General features: G+C 56.8%; 16 protein-coding genes. 15 read left to right on the top strand and 1 reads right to left on the bottom strand.

Annotated elements, in window-relative coordinates; translation table 11 throughout:
• The 3 genes from V7M64_RS12440 to V7M64_RS12450 all read left to right on the top strand — a co-directional run.
• Positions 1-755, top strand: a 755-nt coding sequence (locus V7M64_RS12440; RefSeq protein WP_333679471.1) for a cbb3-type cytochrome c oxidase subunit I, incomplete at its 5' end; no start/stop codon positions are given.
• A gap of 4 nt (positions 756-759) precedes the next feature.
• Entirely contained in the window at positions 760-945 is a 186-nt protein-coding gene (locus tag V7M64_RS12445; protein ID WP_333679472.1) for a hypothetical protein, read from the top strand.
• Positions 946-1,007: 62 nt separating this feature from the next.
• Complete coding sequence (locus V7M64_RS12450; RefSeq protein WP_333679473.1) at positions 1,008-1,895, top strand: cytochrome c oxidase subunit 3; 888 nt, start codon at positions 1,008-1,010, stop codon at positions 1,893-1,895.
• A 255-nt stretch (positions 1,896-2,150) separates the two neighbouring features.
• Here the strand turns inward: V7M64_RS12450 and V7M64_RS12455 are convergent, their stop codons facing one another.
• Positions 2,151-2,366: a twin transmembrane helix small protein gene (locus V7M64_RS12455; RefSeq protein WP_188797564.1), complete on the bottom strand. Its 216-nt coding sequence runs from the start codon at positions 2,364-2,366 to the stop codon at positions 2,151-2,153.
• A gap of 59 nt (positions 2,367-2,425) precedes the next feature.
• Between V7M64_RS12455 and V7M64_RS12460 the strand changes: the two genes are divergently transcribed.
• The 12 genes from V7M64_RS12460 (at position 2,426) to V7M64_RS12515 (ending at position 13,972) form a co-directional block, all read left to right on the top strand.
• Positions 2,426-3,196 carry an SURF1 family protein gene (locus V7M64_RS12460; protein ID WP_333679474.1) on the top strand — a complete coding sequence of 257 codons (771 nt, stop codon included), beginning with the start codon at positions 2,426-2,428 and terminating at the stop codon, positions 3,194-3,196.
• 8 nt (positions 3,197-3,204) lie between these two features.
• The gene (locus V7M64_RS12465) at positions 3,205-3,774 is read left to right on the top strand and encodes a hypothetical protein (RefSeq protein ID WP_333679475.1); all 570 of its coding nucleotides are present in this window, start codon (positions 3,205-3,207) and stop codon (positions 3,772-3,774) included.
• A complete protein-coding gene (locus V7M64_RS12470) occupies positions 3,774-4,925 on the top strand; it encodes a COX15/CtaA family protein (RefSeq protein WP_333679476.1) in 1,152 nt (383 codons plus the stop codon). The genes V7M64_RS12465 and V7M64_RS12470 overlap by 1 nt, the downstream gene beginning before the upstream one ends.
• Entirely contained in the window at positions 4,922-5,791 is an 870-nt protein-coding gene (gene cyoE, locus V7M64_RS12475; RefSeq protein WP_333679477.1) for a heme o synthase, read from the top strand. The genes V7M64_RS12470 and cyoE overlap by 4 nt, the downstream gene beginning before the upstream one ends.
• 836 nt (positions 5,792-6,627) lie before the next feature.
• Positions 6,628-7,035, top strand: a complete 408-nt coding sequence (locus V7M64_RS12480; RefSeq protein WP_333679478.1) for a ribbon-helix-helix domain-containing protein — start codon at positions 6,628-6,630, stop codon at positions 7,033-7,035.
• 107 nt (positions 7,036-7,142) lie between these two features.
• Positions 7,143-9,077, top strand: a complete 1,935-nt coding sequence (gene sctC / locus V7M64_RS12485; protein WP_333679479.1) for a type III secretion system outer membrane ring subunit SctC — start codon at positions 7,143-7,145, stop codon at positions 9,075-9,077.
• 79 nt (positions 9,078-9,156) lie between these two features.
• Entirely contained in the window at positions 9,157-10,311 is a 1,155-nt protein-coding gene (locus V7M64_RS12490) for an FHA domain-containing protein (RefSeq protein ID WP_333679480.1), read from the top strand.
• 356 nt (positions 10,312-10,667) lie between these two features.
• The gene (locus V7M64_RS12495; RefSeq protein WP_333679481.1) at positions 10,668-11,081 is read left to right on the top strand and encodes a hypothetical protein; all 414 of its coding nucleotides are present in this window, start codon (positions 10,668-10,670) and stop codon (positions 11,079-11,081) included.
• 281 nt (positions 11,082-11,362) lie between these two features.
• Positions 11,363-11,731 carry a hypothetical protein gene (locus tag V7M64_RS12500; protein ID WP_333679482.1) on the top strand — a complete coding sequence of 123 codons (369 nt, stop codon included), beginning with the start codon at positions 11,363-11,365 and terminating at the stop codon, positions 11,729-11,731.
• Positions 11,732-11,818: 87 nt separating this feature from the next.
• On the top strand, positions 11,819-12,151 hold the full coding sequence (locus V7M64_RS12505) for a hypothetical protein (RefSeq protein ID WP_333679483.1): 333 nt from the start codon (positions 11,819-11,821) through the stop codon (positions 12,149-12,151).
• 356 nt (positions 12,152-12,507) lie between these two features.
• Entirely contained in the window at positions 12,508-13,416 is a 909-nt protein-coding gene (gene sctJ / locus V7M64_RS12510) for a type III secretion inner membrane ring lipoprotein SctJ (protein ID WP_333679484.1), read from the top strand.
• Positions 13,403-13,972 (top strand): hypothetical protein, encoded by a 570-nt coding sequence (locus V7M64_RS12515; RefSeq protein ID WP_333679485.1) that lies wholly within the window; start codon positions 13,403-13,405, stop codon positions 13,970-13,972. Before sctJ ends, V7M64_RS12515 begins: the two co-directional genes overlap by 14 nt.
• Positions 13,973-13,975 lie beyond the last annotated feature (3 nt).

Consider the following 13,975-nt stretch of genomic DNA (forward strand, 5'->3'; position numbering starts at 1 on the left):
TCGCGATCGCCTCGATCGCGTTCCTGTCGTTCATCGTGTGGGCGCACCACATGTTTGCGGTGGGTCTGCCGCTGGGTGCTGAAATCTTCTTCATGTACGCAACCATGCTGATCGCGGTACCGACCGGCGTGAAGGTGTTCAACTGGGTCGCCACCATGTGGGGCGGTTCGATGACCTTCGAGACGCCGATGCTGTTCGCCATCGCGTTCGTCATCCTGTTTACCATCGGCGGTTTCTCCGGCCTCATGCTGGCGCTGGTGCCGGCGGACTTCCAGTATCACGACACCTACTTCGTGGTGGCGCATTTCCACTACGTGCTGGTGACCGGCGCGATCTTCGCGATCATGGCGGCGACGTATTACTGGATCCCGAAGTGGACCGGCCATATGTACAGCGAGTTCTGGGGCAAGGTGCACTTCTGGAATTCGGTGGTGTGGGTGAACGTGCTGTTCTTCCCGCAGCACTTCCTCGGCCTTGCCGGCATGCCGCGCCGCATTCCGGATTACAACGTGGCCTTCGCCAACTTCAATATGGTCAGCTCGATCGGCGGCTTCCTTTTCGGCGCCTCGCAGCTGATCTTTCTCGGTGTGATCATCCATTGCGTGTGGTTCTCCAAGAAGAAAGCCACCGATCGCGTGTGGGAAGGCGCACGCGGGCTGGAATGGACGTTGTCGTCGCCGCCGCCGCATCACAGCTTCACCATTGCGCCGGTGGTCCACGACGAAGAACTTGCGCACGGGCATGTCGAGGATTGATCGCGTGAAACTCGATCAACGCTTGCTGGCATCGGATCAGGAACAACGGTTGCGCCGCGCGCGGCGCACCGCCAAAGTGGTCGGCATCGTCGCTCTCGCCGTGTTCGTGGTATCGATCGCGCAGATGCTCTGGTTGCAGCATCACCCGCAAGCACACGCGCAGGCCATCCAGGAAGCGCTCATGCAGTAACCCGCTGCGGCGGGGCACCACCAGAACGTAGGGTCATCAGGAACGTCTACGGGATACAGATCATGGGTCAGCAGCACGACATCTACTACGTACCGAGCAAGAGCCAATGGCCGATCGTGGCCGCGGTGGTCATGTTCCTCACCGTGTTCGGTGCGGCGCACTGGCTCAACGCCGATCCGGACGAAACCGGCTTCGGCAAGACGCTGCTGTTGATCGGCTTCGTCGGCATCCTGGCCATGTTCTTCGGCTGGTTCCGCTCGGTGATCCGCGAATCGCTGGCCGGCAGCTACAACACCCAGGTGGACACCTCGTTCCGCATGGGCATGATGTGGTTCATCTTCTCCGAGGTGATGTTCTTCGGCGCCTTCTTCGGCGCGCTGTTCTACATCCGGATGTTCTCGGTGCCGTGGCTGGGCGGCTACGGCCATGGCGTGTTGACGCACCAGTTCCTGTGGAGCGACTACGCGGCATCGTGGGGCGCGGGCGGCGGCAATGGCCCGGCGCACGTCGGTGGCGCCTTCCAGACCGTGGCGCCGTGGGGCCTGCCACTGCTCAATACGCTGATCCTGCTGAGTTCCAGCGTCACCGTGACCATCGCGCACCATGCACTGAAGGCGGGCCATCGCGGCAAGGTGCTGGCATTCCTTGGCGTTACCGTATTGCTGGGCGCGAGCTTCCTTTACTGCCAGGCGCACGAGTACATGGAGGCTTACAAGGAACTCAACCTCACCCTAGGTAGCGGCGTGTATGGCTGCACCTTCTTCATGCTCACCGGCTTCCACGGCCTGCACGTGACGCTGGGCACCATCATGCTGGCCATCATCTGGCTGCGCGTGCTGGCTGGTCATTTCAGCAAGGAGCATCACTTCGGATTTGAAGCCGTGGCCTGGTACTGGCACTTCGTGGACGTGGTGTGGCTGGGACTCTTCATGTTCGTCTACATCCTCTGAGGCGTCGCTCACGTGGAGTAGAAAGCCCGCCGGAAGGCGGGCTTTTTTGTTCCTTTTCTCTCTCGCCCCGTTGGGGAGATGGCTTGGGCGAGAGGCTGCTCTTGCACAGATGCGCGTGCGCCAAAAGTCGCGTAGGCCAGGATGACGATCCCGGCATCGTGATGCGATCGGAAAGCCGGGTTGCCATCCCGTGCCAAGTCTTTTCGTGCCGTAACGTCGCAGTACGGATACGGGAAAAGGAGGCGCCAGCTACAATTACTGGCCGACGCCGTGCGGGTGAATCCAGCCCATCCGGATACCGACGATCACCATCGCAATCAGCAGCAAAGAAAAGCTGATGCGGCGGGTCAATGCCCACACGGTGCGTTTGCTTTCGTCCTTTTCGGTCATCATGAAATACAGGGCCTGGCCAAGGTTGAAGATCACCACCAGGAACATGATCACCAGCGCTACTTTGTAGATGGTTTCCACGTGAGAATTCCAGGCACGCCAGACATCGCCAGTATAGCCATGCCCCGCGGAGTTGCCGCGTGGGCCTGATGCGCCGTCCGGCATGGTGGTCGGTATTGCTGACCGTGGCCGGAGTGCTTGTTTTCGTGCGTCTGGGCGTGTGGCAACTGCATCGCGCCGATTACAAGGACGAGCTTCTGCGACGGTATGCCGCGGCGGCCAGTACGCCGGTAAAGCCGTTCGACAAGGTGGCCGATCAGCCCCCCGCCGATGCGTATCCACGCGTGCGCGTGCAAGGACGTTATCGGGCCGATCGCTTGTATCTGCTGGACAACCCCAGGCACGACAGCATGGGCGGCGTGGAGGTCTATGCGCCGTTTCAACCGGCGGGACAAGCCAAATGGCTGCTGGTCGACCTGGGTTTTTTGCCGGGCAACGGCACGGACCAGGCGCCGCAATTGCCGCCGCTGCCGACGGATACGCAAACCTTGCAGGGTATCTATCAACCGCCGCCAGGTACCGGTTTGGAGTTGGGTGGCGATGCACTGGCACGGCAGACGCAGTGGCCGAAGCTATCGGTGTATCTGGATCTCGCCCAGGTGGCGGCCGACCTGCACGTTGCGCTTTATCCGCGCGTGCTGGTGCTGGATGCTGATCCGTCTGCGATCTATGTGCGCGTGCATACGCTCGATCTTTCTTCCATGCCGCCGGCACGGCATCGTGCGTATGCGTTTCAATGGTTCACGTTTGCCATGGCGGCGATCGTGATTTTTTTTGTACTGCATCGCAAACGCCGCAACCCGCATCGCCGTCATTCCCGTGAAAGCGAGAATGACGGCAAGGAAAAATAGCGCTTCACATGAATACGCCGACTACCTCAAACCAGCGTGTAAGCCGCCTGAAATTCCTGCTGGTGATCCTGGTCTTCGCCGCGCCCATCCTCGCCGCGGCGCTGCTCAATCTCAGTGGCTGGCAGCCAGGCGGCAAAGCCTATGGCGAACCCATCGTTCCCCAGCACAACTTCGCGACCGAACAGGTGCGACTGCAGCTTGCCGATGGGAAGGCCTGGCCCTGGCGCGATACCTCGCCACGCATGACGCTGATCGCACTGGCCGGTCCGGATTGCGCCGCACACTGCATCGATACGCTCACCAAAATGGCCGCGGCGCGCATCACGCTCAACAACAACATGGCGCGCCTGCGCCTGCTGTATATCGGTCAATTGCCTGCCAACGCGGCTACCAATGGCATGGAAAACTACTGGGCCATCGGCTCGGACCCGGATAACCGCCTCGCTGCGTATTGCCCGACGACGCCAGACAGCGTGAGCGCCCTGCTGGTGGAATCCGACGGCACGGCGCTGGCGCGGTATCCTGTCGGTTTCGATCCGAGCGGCCTGCGCAAGGATCTGCAGAAGGTAATCCATTGATGCGCACCCGCAAGATCATTCCCTATTTGGCCGTGCTGGCGGCAGTGTTCGCGTTCGGCCTGGTGATGTTCGGGGCATTCGTGCGTTTGTCGAACGCCGGGCTATCCTGCCCCGACTGGCCGACGTGCTACGGCAAGGCTACCTGGCCGCAGCATGCGCAAGCGGTGGCTCAAGCCGATGCTGCGTTCCCCGATCGGCCTTATGAGGCAAGCAAGGCCTGGCGCGAACAGGTGCACCGCATGCTGGCCGGCACGCTGGGTGTATTGGTGGTGGTGCTTGCGCTGCTGGCGGCGCGGCGCGACCGCGTTGTCATGCTGGCGATTATTTTCAGCGCAGTGTTTGCAGCGATCGGCGTCGGACTTTATCTGCATGGCGAACGCAACTGGTCATCGGGATTGGCCTTGCTGGCGATACTCTTGCCCACTGCAGGCGCGTTCTGGCTGCGCGAATATGCGGCGCTCAAGATGAGCGTGCTGGCGTTGGCGGTGATCATCTTCCAGGCCATGCTCGGCATGTGGACGGTGACGCTGTTGCTCAAGCCGATCGTGGTGATGGGCCACCTGCTTTGCGGCATGGCCACCTTCGGCCTGCTGGCATATGTCGCTTTGCGCAGCAATGGCGTGGGCTCACCTGACAACCGTTATGCAGCACTGCGCAGGGCGGTGGTGTTCGGCATCGTGCTGCTGGCGTGCCAGATCGCACTGGGTGGCTGGACGTCCGCCAATTACGCGGCCTTGGCTTGCGGCACCGATTTCCCTACCTGCCTGGGGCAGTGGGCGCCGCCCACCGATTTCCATCAAGGCTTCGTACTGTGGCGCGAGATCGGCGTGAACTACGAAGGCGGCGTGCTGGACATGGCGGCCCGCAGCGCAATCCAGATCACTCACCGCATCGGTGCACTGGTGGTGTTCTGCTATCTGTTGTGGCTCGCCTATCGGCTGTTGCACGGCGGATTCCGTTTCGGCGGTATTGCGGTAGCGGTGGTGCTGGTCGTGCAGGTATTGCTCGGCATCAGCAATGTGCATTTCGGTCTGCCGCTGCCGGTTGCTACCTTGCACAACGGCGGCGCTGCCTTGCTGCTGTTCACGCTGTTGGCGAATTACGCGCGCCTGCAATCCTGGCATGCGCATGACATGGAGTCGTTTGCATGATGCTGGTGCGTGAATATTTCCAGCTCACCAAGCCGCGCGTCGTCGCGCTGTTGGTGTTCTGCGCGGTCATCGGCATGTTTCTGGCCGTGCCCGGGATTCCGCCGTGGCGCGCGCTGGTGTTCGGCACGCTCGGCATCTGGCTCGCGTCCGGTTCCGCTGCAGCTTTCAATCATCTGATCGACGAACGCATCGACAAGCTGATGGCGCGCACCGCTCGCCGCCCGCTTGCCACCGGCAAACTCAACGCGCACCAAGTGCTGGTGTTTGCGGTAGTGCTCGGCATCGTTTCCATGGTGATACTCGCCGCGCTGGTGAACGTGCTGACCGCTTGGCTCACTTTCGGTGGCCTGATCGGCTATGCGCTGGTCTATACGGCGTACCTCAAGCGCGCCACGCCACAAAACATCGTCATCGGCGGTCTGGCGGGGGCGATTCCGCCCGTGCTCGGCTGGACCGCTGTCACCGGCGCACTGCATCCGTTCCCGTTGCAGCTGTGCCTGATCATTTTCGTCTGGACCCCGCCGCATTTCTGGGCCCTGGCCATCTTCCGCCGCGACGACTACGCCCGCGCGCAAATCCCCATGCTGCCGGTCACCCACGGCGTGCGCTACACCCGCTGGCAAATCCTGCTCTACACCATCCTGTTGGTCGTCGTAAGCCTGCTGCCATCGATGACCGGCCACAGCGGCCTGATCTACTTCGGTGGCGCGGCAGTGCTTGGTGCCGGCTTCCTTTATTACGCCATCCGCCTGATGAGCCCGCCGGACGAATACTTTGCGATGCGGGTTTTCAAATATTCAGTGATTTACCTGATGGCGTTGTTTGCTTTCCTGTTGGCTGATCACTGGACGATCCCGCCAGCATGACTGGCTAGGGATGCTCTGACCTGTTCCTCGCACTGGCATAGTGTCCAGAAGACTTGCAGGCCGTGCTGCGTGGTATAGGCAGAGTAGCCATCTGTTCAAGCTGCGCGAACAGAACATTCTTTAACCTGAACTTCTTTGTGCCAGATCACGGCCCGTGAGCCGGAATGCGGCAGAACGGCCACGCTCCTTTGCTTCATCCATTCGCTCGCCGCCGCTTGCGCAGAACGGATGGGCCGATCGAGTGACGCCCCGCGTGTAAATAGGCGCAGGCCACTCGTTCCCACGAGGCTATGTCGACGCATCCGGTCATTGCCTTGCATGCGATGGCCCTCTCCTGGCTGCCGTTGGCGTCGCGGAGGAAGCATGGAATGTATGGCCTCCAAAAAGCTTCATCGATCACAACGAGAAACCTGCCGTCGATCAGGAAAGCGGGAGGTCTCGACGCAGTGACAATTCAATTCGCATGCATCAGAAGGAGACAGCAGCGGCTGCATCTTCCATCTGCCTAATTGACTGGAGCGACACATCGTTGGTGCTCACGTGCGCCAGTGTCTATCAAAAAAAGCATGACCAGAGGCACATGGCGCTAGGCAATGTGGCAAGCATATGGCGTCAACAACTACGTTCACGCAGCACCGGCTCCTATCCGCGTGCATCAGAAAGAAGCAGCAAAGCAAGCGCCTTCGGTTTGCACGATCAGCCGAGCAACGCGTCGTCGATGCTCGCATGAAGCGCTGATGTCTTCATGGCTTACTAATATTTATCCGAATGCGTTCGCTATGACACAGTAACTATGTAGCGCCGACAATCCCGGTGTCACGCCTACCATCGCCTACATGAAGTTTGATAAGTGGTCTCATGTAAGTGCAGGAATAACAAGTATTACGGTGCATGGCATGGATGGAAGGTTCAAGTTCAAAGAGCTCAAGGTCGTAAAGTCGAATTTCGCACTACTCAACGATATGGACATGCGTTTGGCACAACCAAGGCCAAAGTCGATCCGTCTTGATGGACTGTCCACGTGCGTGCGCCTTGAGCGCATTTACTGGTCAATCTTGAAATGCATGGCGCAAAGCAATGGGACGACGGTGAATGTCTTGCTGTCCTCGCTTGATCGGGATGTTCAACTCAAATTGGGTGGAGTCAAGAACTTCAGCTCCCTCATACGGGTTGTATGCACTGCTCAGCTCTTAGAAATGTGCCAAGAGGATGCGATGGACGTGGTCATGGAGCATGTTGAATGAGTGGTACGGAACGCCGGCTGCGCTGGATGATTCGTTGCCTCGTAGGGATGGCGTTGACGGCCCCGGTGTGTTTAAGCGCAGCGCCCGTTCCGTGGCGGGATGGGATGGTGGCCTACACGTCAAAAGGAAAACCCCTGGCTCAAGTTCTCAAGGACATTCTTGCAACCCAACCTTTTCCGGTGGTGATCCAGCCCGACGTACGGGGAAACGTCTATGGTGATTTCAACAAGTCGGCAAGATCCATATTTTCCGAACTTGAGGCGGCCTATGGCCTGACCTGGTACTACGACGGATCGACGATGTACGTTGGATCCAGTTCGGATAACCGTTCGGAAGTGATTGCCATCGCGCCCATGAGCGGTGCGCAGGCCATGCGCGCCTTGGGCGATCTCGAACTGATCGAACCGCGCTTCCCGGTAAAGTTTTCCGGCGGCAGCGTCCTTGTCTCGGGCCCGAGCCGGTACGTCGACCTGGTGGCGAAAGCCCTCGATAGCGAGCGCGAACGCGTTGCGCTCGGGTTGAGTCAGCGGAACATGTCGATGATCGGTGCGCTGGCCAGGCCGCCTGTCAGTGGAGGCAGCAGCAACTCGGTGATGGAAATACGCGTGTTCCCATTGCGCTACGCGCAAGCGCAGGATTCGGACAGGCGCGTGCGTGGCGACAGGGCGGACCACTATGCAGTACCGGGTGTCGCCACACTGCTACGCAATCTGTTGCAGGGCGCCTATGCCGCACCCAAAAAAGATCCCGCTTCCATGCTGGATACGGCGGCGATCGTGCAGGCACTGTCGCCCCTAGGGGAATCGCAGTCGCTGGATGGCGATGCAGGCCTGCGTATCCAGGCGCTGCTGGCGTTGCTGGCCAGGCAGCAGCAGGGCAATCCCGCCGAAGGCAGCATCGACCGCAGCGTGCACATCCAGGCCGACGTGCGCACCAACTCGGTGGTGATATTCGATACACCGTCGATGATGCCCATTTATGCGCAGCTGATCGAGCAACTGGATCGGCCACAGCGCCTGGTGCAGCTCGATGTGGCCATCATCGATATCGATAGCGGTGACGCGCGCGACCTGGGCGTGGATCTGTCGTTGCGTGGCGACAACGGCGCGCTTGGCACCGGCGAAAACGGGCTGACCTACCAGGCCTTGGTGGGAAGCTCGCTGCGGCAGTTGAGGGCGCGGGTTGCCTTGCTGCAAACGAAGGGCCGTGCGCGGATCTTGTCGCGGCCGAAAATCATGACGCTGGACAACGAAGAAGCGTTTATGGGCAATGAGCAGTCGCTTTACGTCAGAACTACCGGTGATCGCTATGCCAACCTGGTGCCGGTATCGACGGGATTGTCATTCCGAGCCACGCCATTGGTCATACCGATGGAAGGTCGGCCGCCCAGGGTCAAGCTCACGTTGGAAATCGTGGATGGCAATTTCCTCAATGCAAGCGTCGACAATGTCCCTGGGTCAAGCCGGAAATATCTGGCAACGCAGGCGGTCATCGAGGATGGCCAGAGCCTGCTGGTCGGTGGATTCCAGTTTGAAAACAACAACGACGACATGTCGGGTGTGCCCGGCTTAAGCGAGGTCCCGGGTGTGGGCGCGCTCTTCCGGCGTACCCGGAAATCCCACGTACAGATGGAGCGGCTGTATCTGATCACACCACGCGTCGTGAACGAAAACCTCAACGACACGCCGGTGCTCGCGACATTCGTGCCACAGGCTGCAGCACCCCAGGTACAAGGGGCCAACAAGCAAACAACCAGCAACGCGCGATCGGATGCGGGCTCCTACACGTCTGCCGGATTCATGAATGTCTGGTTCACGCCGACGCGCAGTATCGATACGCAGCCGCCGGAAGTGCTGCCGGTCAAGCCGCTGCCACCCATACCGCATGGCGACAACAAGGACACCAAGGCGGAAGGTGGGATGGATGACAAGCAAAAACGCCGGGCAGCCACGCCCAAAAAAAGCGATGCGCCAAAGAACAAAATGGCGCCCAAGAGCAACGCGGATAGCAAAACGCTCACGGATAAGACATGTGGCAAATGAAGGGGATGATCAAAATGAGCTTCCATTCGCGGACCCCGCTACCCGGCCCTGCGGGCGTATAGCGTCCTTGCGGTGACCTATGAACAGCGTGGCACTGCGAGTCCTGTCGGGCAAACACGCGGGCGCAATCGTGCAGCTTCTTGCCGAAAAGAGCTGGTCGATAGGCCATGGCGAGAACGCCGACATCCTGCTGCTTGACGAAGATGTGCGTGAACGGCACGCGTGCCTGACATGGTCGGCCGATGATGAAGCCTGGCACCTGACGGCCATGGCCGAGGAGGTTCGTGTATTCGGCTATCCGCTCAAGCCGGCAACCACGGCGGTACTCATGCCCGGAAGTTGCTTCAGCATGAGTGGGCTGGACTTCGAGGTTGCGATGGTCGCCCGCCTGGATGAATGGGGGCGGCCAATCGCCAAGGCCAATACGCAAGATGCCGGGCACCAGGCCAGGATGCGCTTTCTGCATCATGCGCACCCATGGCGTTACCGCGCAGCAGTCATGCGTTCCACGCTGCAACCGCGGTACATCGTGGCGGCCATGGGCGTGATGGTATGCAGTACTGCCGTAGTGGCGGTTTTGCTCAGCCGTCCGGAATTGTCGGTGGAATATCTGGAGGACGCGGTGGCCGAATTGGACCGGCTCTATCCCGATGTCAGTCACCAGCTTGATCCGGTAACGGGTATTACGACCTATAAGGGCTATGTCAAAGACCATCAGGAGCTTGGCGCGTTGCGTCAACTCGCACTGAAAGCGAATTTCGGTGCGGTAATTATGAATGTCCTGCCGATGGATGTTTTGGCGTTAAATGTGTCCTCAATGACGGAGACGTATTACCGGAGCCCTGAAGTAAAGGTAATAGGCCCTGGAGAAATTGAAGTAGATATCTGGTCCGAGGATGCCATTAAGGATCTGGCGGGATGGAACATGCGTGCGGTCGAAGCCAAAGTGCTCCGTGAATTGCCTGAATTGAAGGCGATCAGGTTGCGACTAAAACAATCAAACATGCCGCTAGTTTCGGTGCCATTGGAAAAATTTGATCTCAGTATTATTTCAGCCTCTTCGGGCGAGCCATTTGTGGTCAACCAACGGGGAGATCGATTATTTAGCGGTGCACAGATCAAAGAGGGTCATCTGAATTTTATTGACTTATGCCGAGTTGAGTTGATTTCGAGCGAAGACAAAACGAGATTTGATATGCATGCATTAAAAGGTAATAAGAGTGAATGCAACTAATCGATCATCGAAGGACGGCATGTGCGTCCCTCAACTGCTATCAAAACCTGAAGATATCCAGCAATTTTTCGCGGAGTTGGTTACAAAACTGGAGCTCATCGAAAAGTCACAATGGCAAGCGGCCAACCAGGCCTTGTCAGAGGGCGCGTCAAAACGGCACCGTGAATTGGCCGCGGGAGTGGCTACCGCCGTTGATTTCGTTAATAAGCTAAAAGTCCTTCGCTTAAGAGGCGGGTAAGGCGAGAGTGTAAAATACAGACAGAAGATCGCGTTAGGAAATTATCAAAAAAATCTAATCGATAGGAAATAGCTTCGTTAATGGTCGTCACTTGTTATTTTTTGCTCCGGTCGTCTTTATGATAAAAGAAGAAGATCTGTTGACCTTGATTAACATCGCTCACCTGGCTCGTAAGTACGAATTTTTCCCGCTGTCGGAGCGAATGTTTCAACACTTCAGCGCAGCCTTCCCTCTGCGCGGGTTTCCTCATATCGGTCTCGCGCTAATTCACTTTCAGCTTGGTCATTATTCGCGATCGTGTGTCGAATTAGAGAAAGCAATGGAGCTTGGAGAAAAAAGCAAAGATGCCTATTTTATTTATGGTATGTGCCTGTTCCATTGCGGAAAGTACGAAAAAAGTGCTGATGCCCTTAGTTGTGCCATGGAGATGGATAAAAAAGACGGCGGTGGCGGCATCATAGAGTCGAGCTTAGCTGTCCTTAAACGGCCGGAAGTTTTGCCTTTCTTTAAACAGCACCCTATGTATCTATAACGAAATGCTTGATGCCATAACTTCCCAGGATTTTTAATTACACGATGGCGCGATTAAAGGCGCGAAATACTTTGAATCAAGAGCATTGCAGCTGTTGCAATCAAGCTCGAAAAATGTCCTGGTTCCCTATGCGCCTAGGGCAGTAGGCAAACGAGTTAGCCGTCGAATTATATCGTCTTTGCTGATCCATGCAAAAAAATGGACCAGTGGCTGCAAGTCCAGGCTCGCCGACGTCTGACTTGCATGGTATTGCACTTGGTCGGCTTATTTGGAGATAAGACATGTCGATTGATATACCCACTAATCCACTCGATGGTACTGGCTACGCGAACTACAATAGTTCCTGGGGCGATTATTATGGAAAAATCGTAGGAAATTACAACACTATTAACTCAAATATAGGCAGCGTCAATGCACTGGTTACTCCAGGCAATAACTCGGTAACCAACGCCCAGCTGGATGTGGCGGCGAGCGGTACGGCCCAGGCGAGCCTCACGGCATTGGAAACTGCGATCGCTAGTGGACAAAGTGAGCTGATGCCCCTGTGGCAGGATGCGTTCCAGCGAGAGCAACAACGAAAGCAGATGGCGAACGAAAAACGAAAAGGCAATCACGACACCAATATGAGTGCAATTCGAAACGGCCGCTAATACGGCGAACTTTGCTTCGTAGATGTGATGAGCTCGACGACCAGGGTTCATCACATTGAATCGGTGGAATTAGAGGTAAATCCAATCATGTCCGTGAATATACCTTCGCTTAATAGCACGGTTATCGCTGATAACTATGGTGCGAATTTCGCAGGCGACGCAGTTTATGACGTAAGGAATGCAGATGGCTACGCATCTGGCGAAAGCCGTATTACGGAACGCTTGGTGGATCTGCAAAATTATTGGAGTGAATTAGACAACGATGTAGCAAAAGCAATGAGGGGAGTGGCTGAAGGACGTATGGGTGCTGAAATATTCCAGGATCGACTGCTTAAGCAAAATCTATTTGGAGAAGCAATCGGCGTTGTTATAATGAATACAAGTCGTGCTGTAAATAGGCTTGAGCAAACTGTTTCTTGAGATACTATTTAATGATTATAAGTAAATCCATGATGATGTTTTGCTGATAAAGGATGTGTCTGATATTCCGAATTTGTCGTTACGGACAGTAATGCAGGGACTGTAGCGCAAGTTTTGTGGTTTTTTTTGTAGGGATCTCGTACATCGACCGCCGACTGTCTCGTATGAAAGTAGCCAAAAAAAGGATAGGTTTCGCGCGTAGCTGGAAAATTCACACCACCGACGCGTTTATCGTTGATTGCTATGGGGCGAGCGGAACTACGTGTAATCGGATGTACCTGAGCGAGGAAAGCCAAAAGTGTGCTGTGGATTAAAGCTGATAACGAGCGGAAAATCACATGGGCTAGTAAATAATAATGAAATTAATAATTGCGTTGCTTGTACTTTTCTTGGCGGGTTGCGGGAGTTCATTTAGAGAAGGTCTCGATGAAGCCCAAGCCAACGACATCATCGTCCTGCTTGGCCAGCAGGGCATCAAAGCAAAAAAAATGCACGCCAAGGATGGGAGCTGGGATATCCAGGTCAGCAGCAACGAGCGCGTATTCGCCGATCAGATCATCCAGGCTTACGATCGGCCACGTAACAAGCACCCTACTCTCGGCGATGTTTTCCCAGGGGGGGGATTGTTGCCCAGCGAGGCCGAGATACGAATCCGCTATCAATATGCCTTGTCGCAAGAGCTAAGCCAGTCCATCGAGAAGATCGAAGGTGTGCTGTCGAGCTATGTGAACGTGGCCATTCCCGAAAAGGACCCCAAGCAGGCAACGCAAACTCCACCTTCGGCGGCCGCTGTAATTCGCTACCGCAGTGACCAGCGCATTGATTTGCTAAAGCCGCAAATCAAAGCACTCATTGCTGGAAGTCTTCCGGGAGGAGCAACGGATGACGTGTCGCTGCTCATGGTACCCGTGTACCCGGTTTCACCGACCCAAACATTGCAAGAAGTGCAAACGCACGCTGGGTTGCGCTATCGCGCCTCGGAATGGATGCGCGTGGTGGTGTTGACTGGGCTTCCATGGATGGTCGCCTTTGCATTGATACTTGTGCTGTTGCGTATGACTGGCAAACGCAACCGTTCGTGGTGGAGCGAGCTAAGCAGGCTCTTTTCCATGTTGAAGAAGCGCTTGCTCGGTGGAAGACCATCCTTCCAAACGGAAGGAGGCTCGGGATCAACTTATGCCAGCAAAGGCTTGTCTGGATTGACGCGCAACCAAAAGCGTGAGAACGCCACCGATAGCGAGAGCAGTCCGGATGCAAAATCATAATTACGCGTTGGTGCGTGCTGTCTTATCTCCGGTGAGTTATACATCCGCCGACCGACTCCTTTTTTCCAGTGAGGTGCGTGAAGGCCGCCGCAGCCGGTTGGCAAGCGTGCGCCTGTTGAAACCTCTCGATCCGCCGGCGACGGCATCATCCAAGGCCGTCGCGTTATGGGCGATGTGTGATGAAAAGCGGTTTGAACATAGTCTTTTATGTGCAGGTGCCATGGCTTGCAGTGGCATATTACGGCCGGCAGTAGTCACGGGACCGTTGCGGGAACGGTTGATGGTGGGCGTGGGATTTGAGTGGTTCAAGCGATCGCTTCTTTACGAAGGTGAAAGCCTTTATGCCGGGGGCGACATATTCGAGCCGCGTCGGATCAGCGTCGTAGGGCTCGCCGTCATGTACGTGTTTGTACGCGGTGTATCCGCGGCGGCGTCACGGCACATGCTGCGAAGGATGCCTTCCCGAGATCAGAAGCTTGCCGAAGCGATGCGCCTTGCACGTCGGTTCAAGCGCCCGGCTTGCAACCCTATCGGAAATATCATTATTGGTACTTGAAAC

The sequence above is a fragment of the Dyella sp. genome, assembly GCF_036746095.1.
Classification (GTDB): Bacteria; Pseudomonadota; Gammaproteobacteria; order Xanthomonadales; family Rhodanobacteraceae; genus Dyella_B.